Source organism: Clostridium aestuarii (assembly GCF_026735135.1).
Classification (GTDB): Bacteria; Bacillota; Clostridia; order Clostridiales; family Clostridiaceae; genus Clostridium_H; species Clostridium_H aestuarii.
Genome location: NZ_JAPQER010000002.1, coordinates 786,472 through 809,667 on the forward strand (window position 1 = coordinate 786,472; position 23,196 = coordinate 809,667).

General features: G+C 27.5%; 23 protein-coding genes. 1 reads left to right on the forward strand and 22 read right to left on the reverse strand.

Annotated elements, in window-relative coordinates:
- Window positions 1-106: 106 nt before the first annotated feature.
- Together OW763_RS07910 and OW763_RS07915 are read right to left on the reverse strand one after the other, a co-directional pair.
- Complete coding sequence (locus OW763_RS07910) at window positions 107-1,228, reverse strand: Ger(x)C family spore germination protein (protein ID WP_268040549.1); 1,122 nt, start codon at window positions 1,226-1,228, stop codon at window positions 107-109.
- The gene (locus tag OW763_RS07915; protein WP_268040550.1) at window positions 1,228-2,625 is read right to left on the reverse strand and encodes a spore germination protein; all 1,398 of its coding nucleotides are present in this window, start codon (window positions 2,623-2,625) and stop codon (window positions 1,228-1,230) included. The genes OW763_RS07910 and OW763_RS07915 overlap by 1 nt, the downstream gene beginning before the upstream one ends.
- Before the next feature lie 167 nt (window positions 2,626-2,792).
- On the opposite strand from OW763_RS07915, the gene OW763_RS07920 reads away from it, so the two are divergent.
- Entirely contained in the window at window positions 2,793-3,878 is a 1,086-nt protein-coding gene (locus OW763_RS07920) for an endospore germination permease (protein WP_268040551.1), read from the forward strand.
- A 22-nt stretch (window positions 3,879-3,900) separates the two neighbouring features.
- Here the strand turns inward: OW763_RS07920 and yhbY are convergent, their stop codons facing one another.
- The 20 genes from yhbY to OW763_RS08020 all read right to left on the reverse strand — a co-directional run bounded on the left by yhbY (window position 3,901) and on the right by OW763_RS08020 (window position 23,186).
- Window positions 3,901-4,191 (reverse strand): ribosome assembly RNA-binding protein YhbY, encoded by a 291-nt coding sequence (yhbY, locus tag OW763_RS07925; RefSeq protein ID WP_268040552.1) that lies wholly within the window; start codon window positions 4,189-4,191, stop codon window positions 3,901-3,903.
- Window positions 4,192-4,201: 10 nt separating this feature from the next.
- A complete protein-coding gene (gene obgE / locus OW763_RS07930; protein WP_268040553.1) occupies window positions 4,202-5,476 on the reverse strand; it encodes a GTPase ObgE in 1,275 nt (424 codons plus the stop codon).
- 30 nt (window positions 5,477-5,506) lie between these two features.
- On the reverse strand, window positions 5,507-6,046 hold the full coding sequence (locus OW763_RS07935; protein WP_268040554.1) for a Spo0B domain-containing protein: 540 nt from the start codon (window positions 6,044-6,046) through the stop codon (window positions 5,507-5,509).
- A gap of 54 nt (window positions 6,047-6,100) precedes the next feature.
- Window positions 6,101-6,400 carry a 50S ribosomal protein L27 gene (rpmA, locus tag OW763_RS07940; protein WP_268040555.1) on the reverse strand — a complete coding sequence of 100 codons (300 nt, stop codon included), beginning with the start codon at window positions 6,398-6,400 and terminating at the stop codon, window positions 6,101-6,103.
- 3 nt (window positions 6,401-6,403) lie between these two features.
- Window positions 6,404-6,736, reverse strand: a complete 333-nt coding sequence (locus OW763_RS07945; RefSeq protein ID WP_268040556.1) for a ribosomal-processing cysteine protease Prp — start codon at window positions 6,734-6,736, stop codon at window positions 6,404-6,406.
- A gap of 4 nt (window positions 6,737-6,740) precedes the next feature.
- A complete protein-coding gene (gene rplU / locus OW763_RS07950) occupies window positions 6,741-7,052 on the reverse strand; it encodes a 50S ribosomal protein L21 (RefSeq protein WP_268040557.1) in 312 nt (103 codons plus the stop codon).
- A 130-nt stretch (window positions 7,053-7,182) separates the two neighbouring features.
- A complete protein-coding gene (locus tag OW763_RS07955; RefSeq protein WP_268040558.1) occupies window positions 7,183-8,628 on the reverse strand; it encodes an Rne/Rng family ribonuclease in 1,446 nt (481 codons plus the stop codon).
- A gap of 37 nt (window positions 8,629-8,665) precedes the next feature.
- A complete protein-coding gene (locus tag OW763_RS07960) occupies window positions 8,666-9,271 on the reverse strand; it encodes a 3'-5' exonuclease (protein ID WP_268040559.1) in 606 nt (201 codons plus the stop codon).
- Window positions 9,272-9,529: 258 nt separating this feature from the next.
- On the reverse strand, window positions 9,530-10,237 hold the full coding sequence (locus OW763_RS07965) for a TIGR03936 family radical SAM-associated protein (protein ID WP_268040560.1): 708 nt from the start codon (window positions 10,235-10,237) through the stop codon (window positions 9,530-9,532).
- Window positions 10,206-12,083, reverse strand: a complete 1,878-nt coding sequence (locus OW763_RS07970; RefSeq protein WP_268040561.1) for a TIGR03960 family B12-binding radical SAM protein — start codon at window positions 12,081-12,083, stop codon at window positions 10,206-10,208. Before OW763_RS07970 ends, OW763_RS07965 begins: the two co-directional genes overlap by 32 nt.
- 129 nt (window positions 12,084-12,212) lie before the next feature.
- Window positions 12,213-13,154 (reverse strand): M50 family metallopeptidase, encoded by a 942-nt coding sequence (locus OW763_RS07975; RefSeq protein ID WP_268040562.1) that lies wholly within the window; start codon window positions 13,152-13,154, stop codon window positions 12,213-12,215.
- A gap of 3 nt (window positions 13,155-13,157) precedes the next feature.
- Complete coding sequence (locus tag OW763_RS07980; RefSeq protein ID WP_268040563.1) at window positions 13,158-13,889, reverse strand: M23 family metallopeptidase; 732 nt, start codon at window positions 13,887-13,889, stop codon at window positions 13,158-13,160.
- Window positions 13,890-14,147: 258 nt separating this feature from the next.
- Window positions 14,148-15,311, reverse strand: a complete 1,164-nt coding sequence (locus OW763_RS07985) for an iron-containing alcohol dehydrogenase (RefSeq protein WP_268040564.1) — start codon at window positions 15,309-15,311, stop codon at window positions 14,148-14,150.
- Between the two features lie 121 nt (window positions 15,312-15,432).
- Window positions 15,433-16,497, reverse strand: a complete 1,065-nt coding sequence (locus OW763_RS07990; RefSeq protein WP_268040565.1) for an AI-2E family transporter — start codon at window positions 16,495-16,497, stop codon at window positions 15,433-15,435.
- Between the two features lie 224 nt (window positions 16,498-16,721).
- Window positions 16,722-17,642 (reverse strand): SufB/SufD family protein, encoded by a 921-nt coding sequence (locus OW763_RS07995; protein ID WP_268040566.1) that lies wholly within the window; start codon window positions 17,640-17,642, stop codon window positions 16,722-16,724.
- 5 nt (window positions 17,643-17,647) lie between these two features.
- The gene (locus OW763_RS08000; protein WP_268040567.1) at window positions 17,648-18,379 is read right to left on the reverse strand and encodes an ABC transporter ATP-binding protein; all 732 of its coding nucleotides are present in this window, start codon (window positions 18,377-18,379) and stop codon (window positions 17,648-17,650) included.
- 168 nt (window positions 18,380-18,547) lie between these two features.
- Window positions 18,548-18,976, reverse strand: coding sequence for a SoxR reducing system RseC family protein (locus OW763_RS08005; RefSeq protein ID WP_268040568.1), 429 nt, complete (start codon window positions 18,974-18,976; stop codon window positions 18,548-18,550).
- Window positions 18,977-19,305: 329 nt separating this feature from the next.
- Window positions 19,306-20,652 carry an NADP-specific glutamate dehydrogenase gene (gdhA, locus tag OW763_RS08010; protein ID WP_268040569.1) on the reverse strand — a complete coding sequence of 449 codons (1,347 nt, stop codon included), beginning with the start codon at window positions 20,650-20,652 and terminating at the stop codon, window positions 19,306-19,308.
- A gap of 145 nt (window positions 20,653-20,797) precedes the next feature.
- Window positions 20,798-21,976, reverse strand: a complete 1,179-nt coding sequence (locus OW763_RS08015) for a glycosyltransferase family 4 protein (RefSeq protein WP_268040570.1) — start codon at window positions 21,974-21,976, stop codon at window positions 20,798-20,800.
- A 265-nt stretch (window positions 21,977-22,241) separates the two neighbouring features.
- Window positions 22,242-23,186 carry an SPFH domain-containing protein gene (locus OW763_RS08020; protein ID WP_268040571.1) on the reverse strand — a complete coding sequence of 315 codons (945 nt, stop codon included), beginning with the start codon at window positions 23,184-23,186 and terminating at the stop codon, window positions 22,242-22,244.
- Window positions 23,187-23,196 lie beyond the last annotated feature (10 nt).

Consider the following 23,196-nt stretch of genomic DNA (forward strand, 5'->3'; position numbering starts at 1 on the left):
ATATTATAAAATTCAGAATAAATTTTCTACAATATAAAAGTATATCATAAAAAGAGTAAAATTTATTGTAAAATTAAAAGGTATGCATTTTTTATCTAAAGCAAAGCTACTTACCAAAATTCAATGTATCATTTGCAGATTCCACTTTAACATCTACATTTACAATTAAATCTATTATTTCCATAATATTTTCAACCTTTTTTTCTGGATATTTTCTGTATAGTTCTTCAGTAATATCAAAAACATCTAAATTTTCATCTTTAAATTTATAAAAAATATTATAGCATGCTTTTTTTATGTTATTTTCTGTTGTCTGTTCAAGTTGCTTTAATGATCTATCATTTATAGTAAATTGCTTTTGAACTTCTGCTAAAGAAGTTTTCACTCGTATGTTTTTGATTAATTTTATACCTTTTTCATCATATTCAATCTTTGTATTTGTCTTACTATTTAAAATTTCTAAAGTTATAAATTTATTATTTTCTTGAGGATTTGCAGGTTCTAATGTACCTGATTTCACACTATTCATCATAAAATTAAACCCCTGACCCTCCTCTCTTTTTATAACTCCAACCATCTTATCGTCTTTTATTATAGCTCCTCCAGATATTTCTATTTGATTCTGTAGAACATCCTTTTTCTTTTGTATTATAGTTACTATATTGATTTTATCACCAATTAATCTTTGGTTATAAAATTCATTTAGTGGTAATTCCATAGCTCTAGAAGATGCACCTATATTATCTATTAACTCCCTAATATATATTCCTACATAGTTTTCTTCCTTATAATTTGGCTTAATTATCTTCTCAGGATCATCAATACAAATAGCAATATATGATCTTATAAGTAATTCTTGGTCTCTATCAAAAAAATCAACAAAATTATCCAAACCATATTCAGCAGCTCTTTGAGTAAAAACCACAACTTTATTTTGTGTATAATCAAGCTTAAAACTAGATCCTAAAGCAATATCTCTCACTGTTTCCAATAAAGTTTTACCTGTACCCTTAAAAATAAGTCTTTCATCTTTTCCAGCCTCATTTTCACCTCCTATGTTAGCTTTGAAAGCCTCAACATACATTATAGGATTGTTATTGTTTTTATTGATATCAACAAATACCGATGTAACAAATAAAACCTTGTTAATATCTTTGTAACTAAAACATCCGACTATAAAGACACTATTCATAATTATTATAATAAAAAAACAAATAATCTTTTTCATCATTTCCCATCCTCATCAAATATATTTTTAGATATTTCACTAAGATTTCCTCTGACAACTACATCTTTAAGTTTCTTAGTTTGTAGTGTTCCTAGTGGATATAAATAAGGATATCCACAACTATCCAATACTGCAAGATGTGAAATCAAGATGAAAAAGCCCATATAAAATCCTGGTAATCCTAATAGTGATGAAAACATTAATATTATTATTTCCCATGTCAAAATAGCTTTATATAAAGTGGGAATCAAAAAAGTCGCAATTGAAGATAATGCAACAACTACAATAGTACTTTGTGACGCTAATCCAGCTCCAATAGCTGCCTCTCCTAAAATAAGAGCTCCTACTATACTCATAGCCTGACCTGTAGGTTGTGGAAGTCTTATCCCCGCTTCTCTTAGCAATTGAAAAAAAATAATCATAAGTAACACTTCCACTATAGTAGGAAAAGGGACTCCCGCTCTAGCATTTGCTAATCTAAATACAAATATAGTAGGGATTAGAGAAGAATGATACGTTGTTAAAGCAACATAAAGTCCTGGCAGCAAAAGGCCAGCTAAAAAAGCAATCCACCTTTGAAGTCTTGATATATTTACATAATGTTTGGTTAAATAATAATCATCAGCCGCTTGTAAGTGTTCTAAGAAAAAATAAGGTGCAATAACCACCTGTGGTGAGCCGTCTACAATCACTATAACTTTTCCTTCAAATAATTTTGAAGCAGCTATATCCGGTTTCTCTGTATATCCAATTGTATCAAACACAGTATTACTATACTTTAGTTTTTCTTCAATATAATTTATGTCCAAAACAAAATCTGTATTTATATTTTCAATTATATTTTTTACATATCTAACCAAAGTTTGAGGTGCTGTTTCTTTAATATAACAAATCATCACTGCAGTATTTGATTTTTGACCTAAAGATAAACTTTCAAATTTTAAATTTTCATTTTTAATCCTTCTTCTTATCAACGCAACATTATCAACACTAACCTCTGTAAAGCCTTCTCTAGGGCCTTTAATCACTGCTTCCGTTGGTGGAATATCTATGCTTCTCTTCGAAAATCCTTTAGCTTCACAATAAATTGCAGTCTGCCAAAAATCACATATCATCACTACATCTCCAGATAATATGTGAAACACTGCATCTTCCTCTGAATTCACATCTCCAATATCATTTGCTACCAAAACTTGTCCTTTTATATTTTCAATATTATTTACCACATTGCTTTGCATTAAAGGTGAAATTATATACTCACTTATAAATTTTGAATCACATAAATCACTTATAAAAATCACATATATCTTTCCTTCTGTACATTCTATAATCCTATATTTAATATCAAAATTATCCTTTAGTTTTTCTTTTATATAATCAATATATCTTTTATCCATTGATATCCCTTCTTATAATATAATGTCCTTCTCATATTTTATTTTTTGTAGAAACAGGGATACTATTCGTTTTCTTGTAAATAATATTATAATGATTATAAAAAATTAACTATATATGATTTAATTTTATAAAATGTATTAAAATGTATTTAAAAGGTGGTGACTAAGTGAACAAATTAAATTCTAGACATTTTATATTTATAATTTTAGGAACCACTATAGTAGCATTAAAAACATATCCAAATTTAGTTATTGAATATGCAGGAAGAGATTCATGGATATCACTAATATTAGCTTCTATATTTATATTTTTATTCTCTATTTACATATTATGGATTTGTAAACAAACTAATTGTTATGATATGCATACCATATATATCTCTTCATTAGGAAATATATTTGGAACCTTATTTTTATTTTTATTTACATTAACTTTATTTCTAACTTTAATTGAAAGTTCTTCAATTGAAGCTAGTGGAATGCATGTAAACTTACTATTAGAAACTCCCAATTGGTACATACTCATATTTTTCTTATTAGCAGCAGTCTATTCAATTAAGAAAGGACTTAGGTCTATAATAATTATAACTATTATAGCTATTGCTTTTATAATGGTAGCAGGAATAAATTTAGGTGTAATGACAATGAAATACAAACAAAGCAAATATCTTTTCCCAATTTTAGCTAATGGCATAGATTTAAACTTATTAATAGGAGTAATTAAATCACTAGGTTTATACAGCAGTTGGTCAATAGCTATACCTTTTCTAGTAAATATAGATAGCAATAGTAAAAATAAATTAATAAAAACTAATATAATTGCATTAGTTATAGTTATACAAATGCAAATTGTTTCTATGACAGGAATCATAATGACTTTTGGACCTAAAAGATCAGTAAATATATTATATCCTAAGCTAATACAAACTCAATTAGTAAGATACTTTGGTTTTTTAGAAAGTGGAGAGTTTTTTGTAATGCTTCAAATGGTAGGTGGATGGTTTGTAAAGTATATATTAACTTTTTATGCTATTTTAAAACTATTAGAAAGAATAAATTTGCACAGTAAATATAATATATACATAATTACAATTTTAATTTTTATATTTTCATTTTTTATTACCCAAAATAATTTTACATTAATTAATTTATTAATTTATTATAACTATATATCATTAATAAATTTTGTCATAGTTCCATTAATAGTATTTACTATATTTTTTATGAAAAATAAAAAAACTGCTGATAATTAATTTCAGCAGTTTTAATAACTATTTATTTTGGTAACTCTATTTTAGGTTCCTTTGCTCTTTTATATAGTACAACCACATTCCCTATAGCTTGAACGCCCTCACAATTTATTTCTTCGCATAAAATATCCGACGCTTCCCTTGCTGTTATTCCACTATTATTAAGAACTTTCAATTTAACAATCTCTCTCTTTCTTAATGCATCTTTGACTTGCTTTAAAAAAGTTTCTTCAACCCCATTTTTTCCCACTTGAAAAATAGGTTGTATTCTATTAGCAAGACCTCTTAAATAGCTTCTTTGTTTACTAGTTATCATACTTATCCTCCTATAGTAAAAATTCAAATTCAAAATTATTAAGTCTTACAATATCTTCATCTTGAATTCCCAATTTTTTAAGTTCATCAATAATTCCTTTATCTTTTAATACTTTATGAAAGTATCTTAAAGAATCAGGATCATATACATTAACACTTTGAAGAAGTCTGTCTACAAAACTTCCTTCTATAGAATATACATTTCCTTCTACTTTAATTTCATAAGTAAATTTCTTTTCTTCTTCAACATATTTTTCTTCTTCATCTATTTCTAAATCTTTTACAGGTATTGTACTCAATATCCTAGCAGCCTCTTTTATTAAGTCGTCTACCCCTTGTCTTGTTGCTGCTGATATTTTAAATACTTTATCATATCCCATTTTGTTTAATTCTTTTTTAAAATTTTCAAAAACTTCTTCATCATACAATAAATCATTCTTATTAGCTGCTATAATTTGTGGTCTATCCCAAAGTTTTATACTATAGTTTTTAAGTTCTTCATTTATTCTTTTAAAATCTTCAATAGGAGTTCTACCTTCACTTCCTGATATATCTATAACATGAATTAATAACCTAGTTCTTTCTATATGCCTTAAAAATTTTAAACCAAGTCCAATTCCTTCAGACGCTCCTTCAATTATACCTGGAATATCTGCCATAACAAAGCTTGGTACTCCTTCTACTTTTACAACTCCTAAATTAGGTTTTAAAGTTGTAAAATGATAATTAGCAATTTTAGGTTTTGCCTTTGACACCATTGATAACAATGTAGATTTACCTACATTAGGGAATCCTAAAAGTCCTACATCTGCCAACAACTTAAGTTCTAATGAGATTGTTCTTTCTTCTCCAGGCATTCCTGGTTCAGCAAAACTAGGTGCCTGCCTTGTTGGCGTAGCAAAATGATAGTTACCTCTTCCACCTCTTCCACCTTTAGCAACTATATAAGTATCTCCATCATGAGATAAATCCGTCATAATTTTATTACTTTCAGCATCTTTGATTACCGTTCCCATTGGAACTTTTATATATAAATCTTCGCCATGCTTTCCAAAGCATTTAGCGCCTCTACCATCTGCTCCGTTTTCAGCCTCATATTTTCTACAATATTTAAAATCCAGTAATGTTGTTAGATTCCTGTCAGCTTTAAGTATTACATTGCCGCCTTTTCCTCCATCTCCACCATCTGGTCCACCTAATGCAATATATTTTTCTCTTCTAAAGGAAACGCATCCATTTCCTCCATCTCCAGATTTAATAAATATTTTAGCAATATCTACAAACATTTTCTGTATCACCTTACCTTAGTTTATTTATTATACAAACGTTAACCTATAAGCATATTCATTATTAAATATATATTTATATAAATTTATATCATTTATATTTAAATCAATTTTTTTCCATTCTTCCATCCACTCTAATTCATCAGCTGCTAATTCATTATTAGCTATTAATAAGCTCTGTCCTAATTCATCTTCAAATATATATATATAAATAAATTTACATTTATTATTTTCTAATTCATTAAATATATTATTTACTAAATCTATTTTTTTATTGTATTCACTAGCAAATACTTTTTTTGAAAATTCATTTATTTCTATATTAATATCTAACTCTATTTCTCTATTTTTTAAATCCTTTAACACATTTTCAATAAAAAAACCAAAATGTTCATCACCTAGAGCATATATACTACTTATTTGTTCATTTTGCTTTATCATAACTTCTATGTATTTTTTTGCCTGTTCCTCTCTTTCAAGCTGTAAATATCCATAAATAACTTGTATGTCATTCATAAAATCATGTCTCTGTTTTCTGAGGTTACTAATATATTCACTAAATTGTTTCATTATATTCCCCCAATAAATAAATTAGTAAAAAAGCACCCTACTGGGTGCCTTTAACTATTCAGCTACTTTTTCAAATTCTACTGGATAAACACTTGCTTTTTTCTTATCTCTTCCAACTCTTTCATATTTCACTATACCATCAACTTTAGCGAAAAGGGTATCGTCTCCCCCTCTGCCAACATTTACTCCTGGATGGATTTTTGTTCCTCTTTGTCTTACTAAAATATGTCCAGCAAGAACAAATTGTCCGTCCCCACATTTAGTTCCGAGTCTTTTTGATTCAGAATCTCTACCGTTTCTAGACGCACCTTGACCTTTTTTATGGGCAAACATTTGAAGGTTTATTCTTATCATTCTTTACACCTCCTTAACAAATAGACGTACGTAATCTCCGTAACCATCTTTAATTAAATTTTTTATTCCTAGCAACATAGTTTTAAGTAAGATTTGACATTTTTCAATATGTTCATCTTCTTCATTTTCTATGTTAACACTTAAATATCCATCATCTTCAGCTTGATATTGCACATTCACTTTTAATATTTCTATAAGCCCATTTAGAGTGGCCTGTGACAAAAACGACACTGCACTACACAAAATATCATTTCCAATATCATCAAACCCTGCATGACCTTCAATTTCAAATGCTACAATACACTCTTTCTTAAACTTGAATAATACATCAATCATATTATTACGCTTCTATTTTCTCAATTTGTAATCTAGTGTAAGGTTGTCTGTGTCCTTTTTTCTTTTTTGAATCTTTTTTTGCCTTATACTTAAACACGATAACTTTTTTAGCTTTTCCTTGTTTAAGTACTTTAGCAACAACCTTAGCTCCTTCAACTACTGGAGTTCCAACTACTAAGTTTCCATCTTTATTTACAACAAGCACTTCGTTTAATTCAACAGTTGAATCAACTTCAGCCTCTAGCTTTTCTACAAATAAGATATCGCCTTCTTGAACTCTGTATTGTTTTCCACCAGTTTTTACTACTGCATACATTAAAAACACCTCCTTAATAAGAGTCTCGCCACTTTCGGTACACAAATCATTTTGTGTTTATAATAAAACCTTATGCGTGCGGTTTACAGATGCCATTGTACCATATTCATCAATATTTGTAAAGCAAAATTCAACCATATATCTTAAGGTTTTCAAATTTTCTTATCTGGCTTGCAAAAATTAAAGCTTCTACTTTAAAATACTCTAAATTGCTCATAAAATTTATATATATTTTTTTATCCAGAGCATCTATTTCTTTTATAAATTGTAATACATCTCCTAAAATATCTTTTTCATATATCTCATCAATTTCTATATATATATCATTTATCTTACATGCATTACTTATTTTAATTATTTCATTTTTTATGAGATTATTTAAATAAGAAAGCTTTATTCTATTTCCTTTACCTTTACAAATACCACATTCTTCTTCAATATAATCATATATAGATTTTCCTCTTCTTTTTCTTGCAATTTGTACTAAATTAAGCTTAGTAAAAGGATATATAACTGTTTTTTTCTTATCATCTCTAAATCCTCTTTTTAATATTTTTATTATTTTCTTCTTATCTTCATAATTATTTATATCTATAAAATCAATTAAAATTATTCCACCTAAATTTCTCATCATAATCTGTCCTGCTATTTCCTCTGCTGCTTCAGTATTAGTACTAAGCACAGTTTTATCAATAGAAATTTCTTTTGTATTTTTTGCTGAATTGACATCTATTACATACATAGCTTCAGTTTTATCTATAATAATATTTCCACCACTTGGAAGTACAACCTTATTATTTCTTAAACATAAAATTTCTTTTTCAATATTATAATAACTAAAAAGACTTTGTTTTTCTAAATATAATTCTACTTGTAAATTTATATCTGATTTCCTACTTATAAACTCTTTTATATAATTATAATCTCTCTCTGTATTCACAATTACTTTTTCAGTATTTTCGCTTAAAATATCTATTAAAACTCTTCCTAGAGTTCCCCCTCCATTATACAAAAGCTTAGGTTTTATTGAATATGCATCTTCTTTGACTATCTTCTTATAATGCTGATACAACTGAGTTATTTCTTTATTTATATCTTCTATTTCAACATTTAATGAATTTGTTCTAATCATAACCCCTACATCACTTGGCTTCTCTATATTTTGTTTAATGTATTGTATAAATTCTTCATTGTCTCCAAGTTTTTTTGAAAAATTCAAGTTGTTGTTTGAAGTTATGATAACAGCATATCTTCCCGGAATACTTATTTGATTAGTAACTTTAGGTCCTTTTTCACCTAATGGTTCTTTCATAATTTCTACTAAAAGTTCATCTCCATTTTTTATGGATGTATTTCCAAATTTACCATGAATATACATATAGGCATTTTTCTTAAAACCAATATCTATAAATGCAGATTTTATAGAAGGTACTATATTTTTAACTATTCCTTTATAAATTTCGCCTGGACATGGTTCATCACTTTCTTCCTCTATAAAACACTCTTTAAGCTTCCCATTATTCCTAAGTACAATTCTTAAAATATCATTTTGTCTTTCTATAAAAACTTCTTCCAAATATGCCACCCCTTCATCTAGTTGTCATGTATTAATGTCAACCTTCTTTTAATACATATCCTTGAACTAACATTTTATTTATAATATTCATTAGTGCTCTAGCATCTGGTAAAGCTCTATGCCTATCTATTATAGGTATATTTAACAAGCTCAATGCTTTATCTAAAGATATATTTTGTTTTATATTGTAAAATTTCCTAAATTCCAAGGATAAATCCATATAATCTTCCTTTAAAAAAGGAAGTGTTATGCCATAAATTTTACATAACATTTTTAATATATCATACTCTGCTTTTCCCCATGACACCCAAATTGTTTCTTCTTTAACATACATATTTTTTATTTTCTCAAACATAGTGCTTAAATCAATTCCCTTTTCTATATCTCCATAAGAAAAACTTCCTGCACATACATTATGTTTGTTTTTATTTTTATATTCAGTAAAATATCTGGGTTTAATAATACTGGTATATTCTTTTGTTATATCATCATTTTTATATATTACACCTATTTCTACTATTTCCTGAATATATTTTCTAGCTTTATTTTTTATAAACCTTGTAGTAGTAAATTCAAAATCAATTGCTAATAAATTGTATGGTACAAAAATAAATTCATCTTCCTCTATTAAATAAAAACTCATTTAAATATAAACTCCTCTTAAATTAAGCTTCACTTTCTTCTTATTATGATTATACCCCATTTATGTTTAAAATAAAATTTAAAACTACTTTGCAAACACAATTACATTATTTTATATAACTGTATAAATAAAAATACAAAATCAAAGTTAACTCTAGGTTAACTTTGATTTTACTTGTTTTTAAATATTCATAAGGTACTTTCCTTGATTTAATAATCACCCTATGTTAATAAACTTTAATAGTATTTCATCACCATATTACTGTTTAAAATATTTGTCAAGTGATACAAATTTATTGCTTTCACAAGCAAACATTTCTTGTCTTTCTATATGTATAAACGAATCTTTATTCATATCTTCCATATTATTTTTAATGTATTGCCCTAATAATTGCGCAGATAAATTTTCTTTACTTCCACAAGCAACTAACGTTTTCACTTTCAACTCATCTTCCTGTATTTTATACTTAAAGTTTTTAATCATAGGTTTTATATTAATTTCTTTCTCGCCTTTTTTACCCTTTTTGATAATATTCCATTCCTTTTTTTTAACTAATTCTTTTAACTTTTCCACAATATTTTTTGTATTATTACACTTCAAAACCAGCTCGTATTCAGCAGCTTCAATAGCAGCCATAGCTTGTGGTACTTTGCTATTATTTATTTTTTCTCTTACTTTTATTACATCTAAAATTTTAATACCCGTAGGAACATTTTCATTTAACTTTTTCTTTATATATTTTTCATCCGTCTCTTCATTAAAATTCAAATCCATATATTCTCCTTTAGAATATACTCCTACTGATAGCGGCTGTGCTATGGATAAAATTATATGGGGATTAAATCCTTTTGAATATTCAACAGGCAATTCTGCTCTTCTTATCATTCTGTGTATGGTCCTCATTAACTCCAAATGAGAGATATATTTTATGCTGTTATCCTTCGTAAACTTTATTAAATAACGCATTTTCGAAGCACTTCCCCTCTCTAAATTTTTCATTAGTATTTATTCCACAGTTTTTACATCCTTGTCTACAATCTGGTGTAAGTTCTCCTTTTTTTGCCTTTTCATTTTCTCTAATTAGAAATTCTTTTGACACTCCAATATCTATAAAATCCCAAGGAAATATTTCATCATAGCTTCTTTCACGACAAGCATAAAAATCTCCATCCACATTACATTCTTCCATAGCACTTAACCATTTACCTAAATCAAAATATTCATCCCACCCATCAAATTTGGCTCCTTTTTCAAAAGCTTTAATTATAACCTCACATAATTTTCTATCACCTCTTGCTAATATTGCTTCCATATAGCTTACTGGTGATTCATGCCAGTTATATGTAATCCTCTTGCTTTTAATTTCTCCTCTTACAAGTTTGATTTTTTCTTTTGCAATTTCCATCTTGTTTTGTGGAGACCATTGGAAAGGTGTAAACGCTTTAGGCACAAAAATCGATGTACTTAAAGTAACTTTTAGCCCTTTTTTTCTTTCTTCCTTAGGTATACTATAATATTGTTCAACAACTTTTTGTCCCAAATCAGCTATACCTACTATATCTTCATGTCTCTCATAAGGAAGACCAATCATAAAGTATAACTTTATAGTTGACCAACCAGACTTAAAAGCGCTAGTTACAGAGTCTATAAGGTTTTGTTCAGTAACTCCTTTATTTATTATGTCTCTCATTCTTTGACTTCCTGCCTCTGGTGCAAAAGTAAGGCCTGTCTTTCTAACCTTTTGAATTTCTTTTATTAAATCTACCGAAAAAGCATCAATTCTAATTGATGGCAGAGACACCCCTACCTTCTTTTCTTTATATTTTTCTATTAATGACATAATTAAATTTTGTATATCTGAATAATCGCAAATACTTAGTGATACAAGAGAGACCTCTTCATACCCAGTAGCTTTTAATAATTTATCTGCTTGCTCTAATAGTTTTTCAGTGGTCTTTTCTCTAACTGGTCTATAAATCATTCCTGCCTGACAAAATCTACAACCTCTTGTGCATCCTCTAAAAGCTTCAAGTGTAACTCGATCATGAACTATTTCCAAATAAGGTACTATTAACTTATCTGGGAATTCCACTTCACTATAATTATAAACAATAGCCTTTGCAACTTTTTCTGGAACATCTTCATACTTAGGTTTAAATTCTTTTATAGTTCCATCTTCATTATAACTGTCTTCATATAAACTCGGTACATATATTCCTCTTATTCGCACAGCTTTTCTTAAAAAAACTTTTTTGCTTAGCCCCTTTTTTTTACATTCTTTGTATAAATCCATCAACTCATCAAGTTGATTTTCACCTTCTCCTAAAGCAAAAACATCTGCTATATTGTAAAGTGGCTCAGGATTATAAGCACAAGGTCCTCCAAACAAAATAATTGGTTCTTCTTCTTCTCTTTCAGAAGCTCTTATAGTTATGCCTGCCATATCCAGCATATTAAGTATATTAGTATAACTCATTTCATACTGCAAAGTAAAACCAACAAAATCAAAGTTTTTTAATGAATCCTTAGTTTCTAAAGTATACATAGGTATATCATTTTTTCTCATTTGTTCTTCCATATCAGGCCATGGAGCAAAAGCTCTTTCACAAAATGTATCTTTTCTTTGGTTTAACGTATAATAAAGTATTTTTGTTCCTAAATGAGACATTCCTACCTCATAAACATCTGGGAAACAAAACGCAAACCTTATATCAACTTTATCCTTATCTTTTTGAAAAGAATTCAACTCTCCACCAGTATATCTAGCAGGTTTTTGAACTTTATACAATATATCATCTGAAATCTTATTCATCAAACTTCCTCCTAAGTTATATTACCGTGTATATTTCTATCATAATATTTTATCATAATACATTCTAAAAATAAAATAATTTGTCTTAAGTAAACCACTATATAATTTAGTTAATTGGGTTTGTAATTTTTATTTATTTATTTCTTCTTTCCATTCTTTCCATTCTTCCATACTAATATCTGCCCATTTATCCATCTTGTCTATTTCATCAATACTATTTAAATATTCTTTTATTGTTATATTTCCATATACCTTTAACGCTTCAATAAGTTCATTCTCATATATATTATTTATAACTTTCATATCAGAGTTCAATACTGTAAAAATATTGTACTTATTTTTATCTACTATACTTAATGCTTCTAGTAAAGTCTTTTTATAATAAATGGATATACTTTTATTTTCTATATAACCTTTTTTCATAAACTTATATTTTTTTCTTATAATATCCCCCATAATTAAATAAACTATCCTTTCTTTTTCTTTATATGAGATAATTATTATAAAGACTCCAATAATTCCTATATTAATATTCTTTATGCCATGGAGAAATAGGATTCCAAAACTACTTAACATAAAAAATCCAATAATCATACTCACTTTAACAGTTATTCTATTAGCTCTTTTATATAAAGTTCTAAAGGATAAAATATCTCTTAATATCCTTCCACCATCAAGAGGTAGTGCTGGAATAAGATTAAAAGCCCCTAATGTTAAATTAGTTGTACACAGTAACCTTAAATAATAATTAGGTAATATTCTGTTAAGTAAATAAAAAACAAATGCTAAAAACAAGTTACTTAAGGGACCACTTAATGATATTATTAAATCCTCTTTAGGTTCAGCTTCATCTAATTTTTTTAACTTTAATACAGTTCCTATTGGTAAAATTTCAATATCCACACCCTTAAATCCCAGTCTTTTAGCAGTTAAATAATGTACAAGTTCATGAATAAAAACAAGTAAAAAAGAAATAACTACTCCGCCTTTTATTCCTATAATAATTAGTAGTATTATATATGGCAAAAATGATTTACTTATTTTCACAAATAAACGTTCTGTATTTTTCATTTCTTATTTCTTCACTCTTATATTTTTTTCTAAATTCATATTTTTACCCATAAATAAAATTTCGAAATGGATAAATTCTCCTGAGTTATCCTTACTATTTTTAGCTATTATATCACCTTTTTTTACTGTGTCATTTTTATTAACCACTATTCTTTCTAAATTACAATACTTCGTTTCTACACCCTGACCATGGTCTATTAAAATATATTGTCTTAAATTATCATCCATCCCACATTTTTTTACTTTTCCATTAAAACTTGCTAAAACATTGCTGTTACTTTTCATTTGTATATCAATTCCACTTTCTTTTTCTTTTATAAGATTACTATAAACCGGAAGAGAAAACTTCTCTTTTATTTTTTCCTTTATTGTTTTTTCACCTAAAAATCCTGCTTTAACTTTATCAATAAATTCTACAATATCATCTTGAATATTTTGGTTAAACCTTATATCTTTTATTTTTTGTACAACACTACCACAATCATAACTTTTGTGCACAATTTTCTTAGAATATTTATATACTGCCACAGTTTGTGGAGTAACTATCATTTTACATATGATAACTAAAGTCAACATAACCAAAACCCCACATAAATCTTGCATTAATCTTTTAATTAAAATATTCTTCTTATGTTTTTTTTCTGAAGAATTATTATAATATCCATAATTATAGTTTCTTTTTTGGTTAACAATAGAGTTATAATAGCTTTCATACTCTGAATTATAGTTACCCATTTTATCCCCCCATAAATTTACTATATATAATATATATTTATGTTACATTATTTCTATTACCTTACATACCAAAAATATATTTACTGAACATTCAACTTGTAAATTAACATCAATATACATATAAAATACTTTTCTTCTAATGAAAAATAAAATCTATACAATATTTTACACAGAAATAAAGAAATTTTTTCAATAAAAAGCACCTGTCTACTTGACATATATCAGTTCAAGCATCAGGTGTTTTACAAATTAATTTGTCTATAATGCAGCCTTATAAATTTTTAGAATATCTTCTTTTTGAAGCTTCTTAAAACTTCCTAATCCTCTATTTCCTGCTGCTTTTTGTGCCATTTCCTCTAATCTTTCATCATTTATTCCTACTTCATGTAGTGTTGCAGGAATACCAAGTGCTGCAAAAAACTCTTTTGTTTTAGCAATAGCTTTTTTAGCCATTGCTAATTTATCTTCCTTGATATCAATATTCCACACATTAACTCCATATTCTGCAAATTTATCTACTGTAGATTCATCTAAAACATAACTCATCCAATGCGATGTAAGTATTCCAAGTCCTATTCCGTGAGTTATATCATATATAGCACTAAGTTCATGTTCCATCCCATGTGTGGCCCAATCTGTAATCTTCCCATAAGTTAATAATCCATTTAGTGCAATACTCGATGCCCACATTAAATTAGCTCTAGCTTCATAATTCTCAGGCTCTTTTACTACTATTGGTCCATATTTTATACATGTTTTAAGTACAGCTTCTGCCAATCTATCTTGTAAAAAAGCTTCTTTTGTAAGACTAAAATACTGTTCAAAAACATGACTCATTATATCTACAGTACCCGCTATTGTTTGATTAGCTGGTACTGTTGTTGTATACATTGGATCAAGTATTGAAAACTTAGGTTTCAATATTTCATTACTTACAGCTAATTTTTCTTCTGTTTCAAGATTACTTATAACAGCATTACCATTCATTTCAGAACCTGTTGCTGAAATAGTAAGTATCGTTCCTATCGGAAGTGCATTGGTTATTCTTGCTTTACCAACAAAGAAATCCCATGGTTCTCCTTCATAATGATATCCTGCTGCTATTATTTTAGAACAATCAATTATGCTTCCTCCACCAATTGCTAGTATAAAATCAATATTATTTTCTCTACAAATTCTAACTCCTTCTTTTACACTTGTTAGTCTAGGATTAGGTTCAATGCCTCCAAGTTCAAAAAAAGAAATTTCTTGTGAATTTAGTATTTCTACAATTTTATCATATATTCCATTTCTTTTTATACTTCCTCCTCCATATGTTAATAAAACTCTTGAACCCTGTTTTTTTATTAATCTACCAAGCTTATTTATTTGGTTTTCTCCAAAATATACCTTTGTAGGAATTGAATAATTAAAGTTTAACATTTTGATACCCTCCCCAAATTACTATATTTAATGATTTTGTTTATTAACTATGATAACAATATTTAATCCTTATTACAATCGATTTTCTACTGATATACAATTACAATTAATTTTTTATTTATTATTTTAATCTATTACGTCTCATAATTTTGAGGGTATCTTTAATCACAACTTTTAATACAGCATAAGTTGGTATAGCTAAAAAACCTCCTATAAATCCTAATAATGAAATAAACATTATAACTACAAATATTACAACCAATGGATGTATATTTAATCTATTTCCTATAACATGAGGTGAAATAAAATTGCCCTCTAGCTGCTGAACTACAAATAAAACCACTAATACTTTTATTACCATGGATATTCCTCCACTAAGTGCAATAAGTACAGCTGGTAATACTCCAATAAAAACTCCTAAAATAGGAATAATAGATGTTATCATTGAAAATACTGCTAATATAAAAGCACTTTCTATTCCTATGATTTTATATCCAATATAAGTTAATATCCCAATAGCAGTTGATACTATTAGCTGACCAGTTATATATATTGATAAAGTTTTATCTATATTCCTTAATAACCCTTTAATATCTTCTCTATGTTTTTGGGGTATAATTTTTAAAAAATTCTTAGCAAATATTGTATCATCTCTTAATAAATAAAACAAAATAAAAGGTATTAATATAATTTGGTTTCCTATATTGGCCAAGCTAGAAATAAATTTTCCAGTATTCCCCATTACATTTTTAACTATTGTTTGTGAACTAGTTATAAGTTTTTGCTGTATATTTTTAATAGGAATAATATGATAGAATTTCTCTTCTATAATATCAGTATCTCTTTTAGCAACTTCGATTTGTTTAGCCATATTAGAAAAAAAATCGCTAAATTCATTTCTTAATGAAGCCCTAGCTTTTATAAATATAAAAGCTAAAACACTTAACAAAATTAAAAAAGCTAGTAAGACAGCAATATTGGAATTTATTTTTTTCCTTTCTAGAAATTTAACTAAAGGACGTAAAATATAGTAAAAAAGCACTCCTATAATAATAGCTAAAAATAACGTATCCATAATCACCTTAAAAGGTATTAATAAATAATTCATTTTACTTAATAAAAAAATAGCAATTAATACTAAAATCGTTCCCGTTAAATACTCATAAATTTTATTACTATACATCATAATATTAATTCCTTTCTTTGTTATCTTAAGTAATCTAAATATATATTATCCATAAACCGCCTACTACATACTAGTTCTCTTTAATATTTGAATTTTAGCTAAATATACTTAATGTTTATTACCACTATAAACACCAATTTAATTTTAGTATATAATTTAGTCTCTAATACAAAAAATAAAAACGATATTTCTTTACTAGAAATATCGTTTTTACCTATTTATTTTTATTTCAAAAATCCTTGTAAAATTGTTTCTTGTGCTTCTTCCTCAGTGAGTCCAAGTGACATTAGTTTCATAAGCTGATCCGATGCAATCTTACCAATAGCAGCTTCATGTATAAGTTGAGCATCCTCACAACTAGCTGAAAGTGCTGGTATAGATGTAACTTCTGCATTTCCCATAATTATTGAATCACATTCAATGTGGCCTCTACTCTTATTCTTACCATTTAACATAAAATAAAATTTTTGTTTTGATTTATCTTTTGCTACAGTACGAGATATAATTTGAGCAGAAGCATCTTCTCCTATTAAATTTATAGTTAAATTAGAGTTTGCCTCCTGATCACTTTCAGTAAATATTCTTTCTGTAATAATTAGATATGCATTTTTATGTAAATTAACCTCCATATCTTTTTTACTATCATCAACACCTTTTATTTGAACTAATTCCATTTCAAGTATTCCATCTTCCTCTACATCTATAACGGTTTTAGTATGAAAAGCCTTTTGAGACTTTCCTGTGCTTTCAGCATAGTGTTTTTCAATATATTTAGCCTTTGCTCCTTTATGTATAAATATTTCATGTATTCCAATGTGTTCAGTTTTTTGTGCACTACAATTGTGAATTCCACAACCAGCCACAATAGAAATATCTGCATATTCTCCTACATCAAAGGTATTATAAACAGTATCTGTAATATTTTCATTTGAAATTATTACTGGAACATGCACACTTCGATTTTTAGTATTAGGCTGTATCACTACATTAATACCTGACTTATCTTCTTTATTTTTAATGCTTATACTATTAGATGTATTTCTACTAATAGATTCTCCATTACTTCTAATGTTATGTACCCCATTAAACAACTCACCAGTATCATCGATTTTATTTAATATTTTTTCTTCTATTGAATTCACCATACCTATTACCTTCTCCCCTCACAAGTACCACAAAAATCACAAGCAGCTTGTTCTTTAATTTCTTTTATAATTTGTTCTTTACTTGTTGTTTTTTGTATTTTTCCATCTGATAAAACTATAACCTCATCTGCAATATTTATAATACGTTCCTGATGAGAAATAATAACTATTGTAGTTTTATATTTTTTGTGCATATTTCTAAAAGTCTCAACCAGTCTTTGGAAACTCCATAAATCTATTCCCGCCTCTGGTTCATCAAAAATAGCAAGTCTTAACTCTCTTGCAATTACCGATGCAATCTCTATTCTTTTAAGTTCTCCACCTGAAAGACTTCCATTAACTTCTCTATTAATATAATCCTTAGGACAAAGTCCCATATCTGCTAATAGTTCAGATATATCTATCTTGTTTTTATTTTCTTTACTTGCAAGCTCTAAAAGTTCCTTTACTGTCATCCCTTTAAAATGTGGTGGCTGTTGAAACGCATATCCTATTTTTCTTTTAGCTCTTTCAGTAATACTAATATTTGAAATATCTTCACCTTCAAAATTTATTTCTCCTGAAGTAGGTTTGTATATTCCCATCATAAGCTTACATAATGAAGATTTTCCCCCTCCATTAGGACCTGTAATAACATAAATCTTATTTTCATCTAATTTTAAATTCATATTTTTTATAATTTCAACTTTTGCATCTTGTTCTTCTAATTCTAATGATACATTCTTAAATTCTATCATTTGAAGATTCCCCTTATCTATGTATTTTAATATAAAACTCATTTTTCTACACTATACCTAATTATATTATCATTATGTACAGTTTCTTTCAAGATTTGTCTTGAAAAATAATTACTGCTAAAAAGCAGAGGGATATAAATATAGTATTTCTATATTTATATCCCTTTATTATCCCTTTATTACTTCCACCATTCGTAAAGAACAGTCATTATTATTTCTCATTTTTTTACTTACAATATTTAAAATTAAATATGAAATTGCAAGAGCAACCATTCCTAATAAAAAACTAAATAATTCATAATTTTTATACCCTGCGTCTTTAAATACATTTATTCCAAATCCTATTCCAATAACCATCATTACTAACGGAAATACATATACCCATAAAATCATTTTATTAAAAACTTTTTGTTCAAGCGTAACCTTAACTTTATCGCCTACATTTGCTCCTAAGGTATTCTTTATTTGGGTAGTAACTGCTGATACTTCACATCCACCTTTACAACTTCCGCAGTTTTCTCCACAAGCTGAACCTCTTTTAAAAACTACTGAAGCATATTCTCCATTTGTAGACACTATATATCCTGTTTCTTTCATATATATCAACTCCTGAATAATATTTATTATGCCACTAATAAGTATAGCACACTTATTACTTTTTTCTACACATTTTTTCGTACTACTTATTATGCATTTTCATACTAAATATCCATATTTATCACAAACATCCATCTAACTCTTACGATCCATCATACCCCTCTACAGTATAGAACAAGGAATTTATTTTGTCAATTAATCGAATTATGTAATTTCTTAGATTAACCAATACTTAATATTTTAAACAAATAAAAACAGAGTATATAAATACTCTGTTTTTATTCATTAAGCTCAGTCAAACATCTAAGCTAAACCTTTTAAACTTATTCTTATACTATTCCTTGTGCTAGCATGGCATCTGCAACCTTTAAAAATCCTGCTATATTAGCTCCTACCACATAATTATCTTTATATCCATATTCTTCAGCACACTTAACTGTATTTATATATATATTCTTCATTATATTATTGAGTCTTTCATCTACCTCTTCAAATGTCCAAGAATATCTCATACTATTTTGAGACATTTCTAAAGCTGATACTGCAACTCCACCTGCATTAGCTGCTTTTGCAGGTCCAAAGAGAACTCCATTTTGTAAAAATACATTTACTGCATCCAATGTAGATGGCATATTAGCACCTTCTCCTACAGCTATTACACCATTTTCAATTAAAACTTTAGCTTCCTGTTCATTTATTTCGTTCTGAGTAGCACATGGAAGAGCTATATCACATTGTATTGTCCATATTCCTCTATGTTCTTCATGATATTCTGCATCTTTATGATACTTAATATATTCTTTTATTCTCTTTCTTTCCACTTCTTTAATTTTTTTAACTGTGTCTAAATCTATTCCGTTTTTATCATAAATATATCCATTTGAATCACTGCAAGCTATTACTTTAGCACCTAATTGTTGTGCTTTTTCCATAGCATAGATAGCTACATTACCAGATCCAGATACTACAACTTTTTTGTCTTTAAAACTCATTCCTTTACCTTTAAGCATTTCATCAACAAAATAAATCAAACCATATCCTGTAGCTTCTTTTCTTACAAGACTCCCACCATAATTCAAACCTTTTCCAGTTAAAACACCGGCTTCATAAGTACTTTTCAATCTTTTATACTGTCCAAACAAATAACCAATTTCTCTTCCACCTACCCCAATATCTCCAGCAGGTACATCCATATACTGTCCTATATATTTGCAAAGTTCTGTCATAAAACTTTGACAAAATCTCATAATTTCTCCATCAGATTTTCCTTTAGGATCAAAATCTGATCCTCCTTTTCCTCCACCAATTGGAAGACCTGTTAATGAATTTTTAAATATCTGTTCAAAACCTAAAAACTTTATAATACTTAAATTTACAGTAGGATGAAGTCTAAGTCCACCTTTATAAGGACCTATCGCACTATTAAATTGAATTCTAAATCCTCTATTTACTTTAACATTACCATTGTCATCTACCCACGGAACTCTAAACATTAATTGTCTTTCTGGTTCAACAATTCTTTCTAAAATACCATTTTCTATGTATTCAGGATGTTTTTCAAATACTGGAATTAAGGATTTAAAGACTTCTTCCACTGCTTGGTGAAATTCTATCTGTCCATCATTTCGTTGTTTCATTTCTTCAAATGTTTTTTCTACATATTTTTTTGCATTCACAATAAGTACCCCCTAAAAGTAAATTCATAGCCCTTGTTAATTATAATATCATAACAATAATTATTATTATATGATTTTATTAAATTTTGTGCAAATTTTATTATTTTTACACCTTGTAAAATTTTACAGAATGAAATTAATAATATTATTTAATATTTTTCACCTCATCTATAACTTTTTTATATAGTTTAAGTGTTAAATTGGTAACTTTGTTCCACTTATGTTTTTCACATATACTTTTTAGTGCATTTTTTTTCAAAGAATTTGAAAACTTATCATCAGATAGTATTTGTATTATATTATTATTCAAACTTTCATATATTTCCTTAATAAATTTCATACCATTAATTTGGTGTTCTACTAATTCTGGAAATGCTGCATTATCAGGAACTACCACAGGACAGCCTGCTACCATTGCTTCCAATACAGAAACTTCTAAAGATTCGTAATGAGATAAAAATACCACTAAATTTGATATTTTATATAGCTTTTTCTTCTTATCATCATCCATATAATTAATAAATAAAACTTTATTTTCCATTCCTATATTTCTTATATCTTCTTTTAATTCTTGTATATTGTTATCTTTTGCCGATATTATAAACTTTATTTTATTATATTTTTTATTTATTTCATAAATAGAATTTATTAAAAGCTGTTTATCTTGTTCAAAAATACATCTTCCAACATACAAAATAACTTTCTCATCTTCTTCAGCATAATCTCGTCTAAAATCCTCAAATTTAATTTTAGTTTCTTTAGTATTTATTCCATTTGGAATAATCCATATTTTTTCCTGAGGAGTTTTAAATATACTCTTTATTTCATTTCTAATATAATTACTAAAAACTATAACTTTACAAGATTCATGTATAAGCATCCATTCTACAGAAGATATATATCTCTGCATTTCTGTTTTTATTCCATTATTTCTTACATATTCAGTAGAATGTATAGTACTTATAATGGGGATATTTAAACTCCATTTTAAAGTTTTTACTGCATATGCTGTGGTCCAATCATGTGCATGTATAACATCCATCATTCCATGTTTTCTAATTAATCTTATAGCTTGTTCTACTATTGCAAAATTAAGCTGCATTATCCACTTAGTAAAATCATTTGTATCTATTTTATAAGGTGATATTCTATAGACTTCTACTCCTTCATCATTCTCATATATAGGCAAAGTACCATTTTCACAAGTAATTACATGAACTTCATGACCTTTTTGTGCCAAACTATGAGACAAATAATATACATGTTTTGCTGTTCCTTCAATATCTTTAGATGAGTACCCCAAAGAAAGCATTAATATTTTCATTCCATTTTCGCTCCTTTAAAATTAAATTTTATATTAATATATGCATTTTTCGTTCCATTTTTTTACATATTATTAATTATAGATATATATAATTTGAATTTCAACCATTATTTTCAAATTTACTATAAATTAAAGAACTTACGTAACTAAAAATATAAAAAAAAAGAAATCTAAACGCATATCTTATTGCATTTAGATTTCTTTAAATATTAACAACTATTAATTACATATTAACCATTATCATTTGAAAAGTTGTCTACCGTTGTTACTTTTCTTCTTTTTTAAGCATCTCACCTATTGCAGCTATACTTCCAAGAGATGATAAAGTTTCATTAGGAAGTATTAACTTGTTAGATGGTCCCTTTGCCATTTCTTTAAGAGCTTCTACCTGTTTTAAAGCTATAACTGTTTCGTTTGTTCCAGATTCAATTATAGCTGTATTCACTTGATTTATTGCTTCTGCTTCTGCCTTTGCAACTATTTCAATAGCCTTAGCTTTACCTTCTGCTTCAAGTAATTGAGATTCACGAAGTCCCTCTGCATGTCTTATATTTGCTTCTTTTTCTGCTTCCGCTCTAAGTATTGCAGCTTGCTTTTCACCTTCTGCTCTTGCTATATCACTTTGTTTTTCACCTTCTGCTTGAAGAATAGTTGCTCTTTTATCTCTTTCTGCTCTCATTTGTTTTTCCATTGCTTGTTGAATTTCTGATGGTGGAATTATATTTTTAATTTCTACTGAAAGAATCTTAATTCCATAAGCATCAGTAATTTCATCTACTATTTCAAGTAATTTTGAATTTATTCTATCTCTTCCTGATAAAACTTCATCTAAAGTCATATCACCAACTATATTTCTCATATTTGTAATAGTTGAGTAAACTATACCTGATTTATAATCTTCTATATTATATACTGCAAATTTAGAATCTAAAACTTTATAGAAAATAACATTATCTATTGATATTTTTACATTATCTTGAGTAATAACATTTTGCGGTTGTATATCTAATATCTGCTGTTTAGTAGAAATTTTGCGTCTTACAAAGTCTATAAAAGGCACTGTAAAATGCCACCCTGGTTGAAGTGTTCTATGATATTGACCTAATCTTTCAACAATATAAACATATCCTGTATTTACAATTTTTATAGAAGTCAAAATTGCAACTAAAATTATGACTAGTATTATTCCTCCTAAAATATTTGAAAACATAATAAATTTC

What these genes read in the sequence shown, in the direction of transcription:
- OW763_RS07995 (WP_268040566.1), bottom strand. Translation starts at nt 17,642, where the DNA reads ATGGTGAATTCAATAGAAGAAAAAATATTAAATAAAATCGATGATACT.
- obgE (WP_268040553.1), bottom strand. Translation starts at nt 5,476, where the DNA reads ATGTTTGTAGATATTGCTAAAATATTTATTAAATCTGGAGATGGAGGA.
- yhbY (WP_268040552.1), bottom strand. Translation starts at nt 4,191, where the DNA reads ATGATAACTAGTAAACAAAGAAGCTATTTAAGAGGTCTTGCTAATAGA.
- OW763_RS07910 (WP_268040549.1), bottom strand. Translation starts at nt 1,228, where the DNA reads ATGAAAAAGATTATTTGTTTTTTTATTATAATAATTATGAATAGTGTC.
- OW763_RS07960 (WP_268040559.1), bottom strand. Translation starts at nt 9,271, where the DNA reads ATGAGTTTTTATTTAATAGAGGAAGATGAATTTATTTTTGTACCATAC.
- OW763_RS07980 (WP_268040563.1), bottom strand. Translation starts at nt 13,889, where the DNA reads ATGGGTAACTATAATTCAGAGTATGAAAGCTATTATAACTCTATTGTT.
- OW763_RS08015 (WP_268040570.1), bottom strand. Translation starts at nt 21,976, where the DNA reads ATGAAAATATTAATGCTTTCTTTGGGGTACTCATCTAAAGATATTGAA.
- OW763_RS08005 (WP_268040568.1), bottom strand. Translation starts at nt 18,976, where the DNA reads ATGAAAGAAACAGGATATATAGTGTCTACAAATGGAGAATATGCTTCA.
- OW763_RS07975 (WP_268040562.1), bottom strand. Translation starts at nt 13,154, where the DNA reads ATGAAAAATACAGAACGTTTATTTGTGAAAATAAGTAAATCATTTTTG.
- rplU (WP_268040557.1), bottom strand. Translation starts at nt 7,052, where the DNA reads ATGTATGCAGTAGTAAAAACTGGTGGAAAACAATACAGAGTTCAAGAA.
- OW763_RS08000 (WP_268040567.1), bottom strand. Translation starts at nt 18,379, where the DNA reads ATGATAGAATTTAAGAATGTATCATTAGAATTAGAAGAACAAGATGCA.
- OW763_RS07945 (WP_268040556.1), bottom strand. Translation starts at nt 6,736, where the DNA reads ATGATTGATGTATTATTCAAGTTTAAGAAAGAGTGTATTGTAGCATTT.
- OW763_RS07970 (WP_268040561.1), bottom strand. Translation starts at nt 12,083, where the DNA reads ATGAATAAGATTTCAGATGATATATTGTATAAAGTTCAAAAACCTGCT.
- rpmA (WP_268040555.1), bottom strand. Translation starts at nt 6,400, where the DNA reads ATGATAAGAATAAACCTTCAAATGTTTGCCCATAAAAAAGGTCAAGGT.
- OW763_RS07935 (WP_268040554.1), bottom strand. Translation starts at nt 6,046, where the DNA reads ATGAAACAATTTAGTGAATATATTAGTAACCTCAGAAAACAGAGACAT.
- OW763_RS08020 (WP_268040571.1), bottom strand. Translation starts at nt 23,186, where the DNA reads ATGTTTTCAAATATTTTAGGAGGAATAATACTAGTCATAATTTTAGTT.
- OW763_RS07990 (WP_268040565.1), bottom strand. Translation starts at nt 16,497, where the DNA reads ATGATGTATAGTAATAAAATTTATGAGTATTTAACGGGAACGATTTTA.
- OW763_RS07965 (WP_268040560.1), bottom strand. Translation starts at nt 10,237, where the DNA reads ATGCGTTATTTAATAAAGTTTACGAAGGATAACAGCATAAAATATATC.
- OW763_RS07985 (WP_268040564.1), bottom strand. Translation starts at nt 15,311, where the DNA reads ATGTTAAACTTTAATTATTCAATTCCTACAAAGGTATATTTTGGAGAA.
- OW763_RS07915 (WP_268040550.1), bottom strand. Translation starts at nt 2,625, where the DNA reads ATGGATAAAAGATATATTGATTATATAAAAGAAAAACTAAAGGATAAT.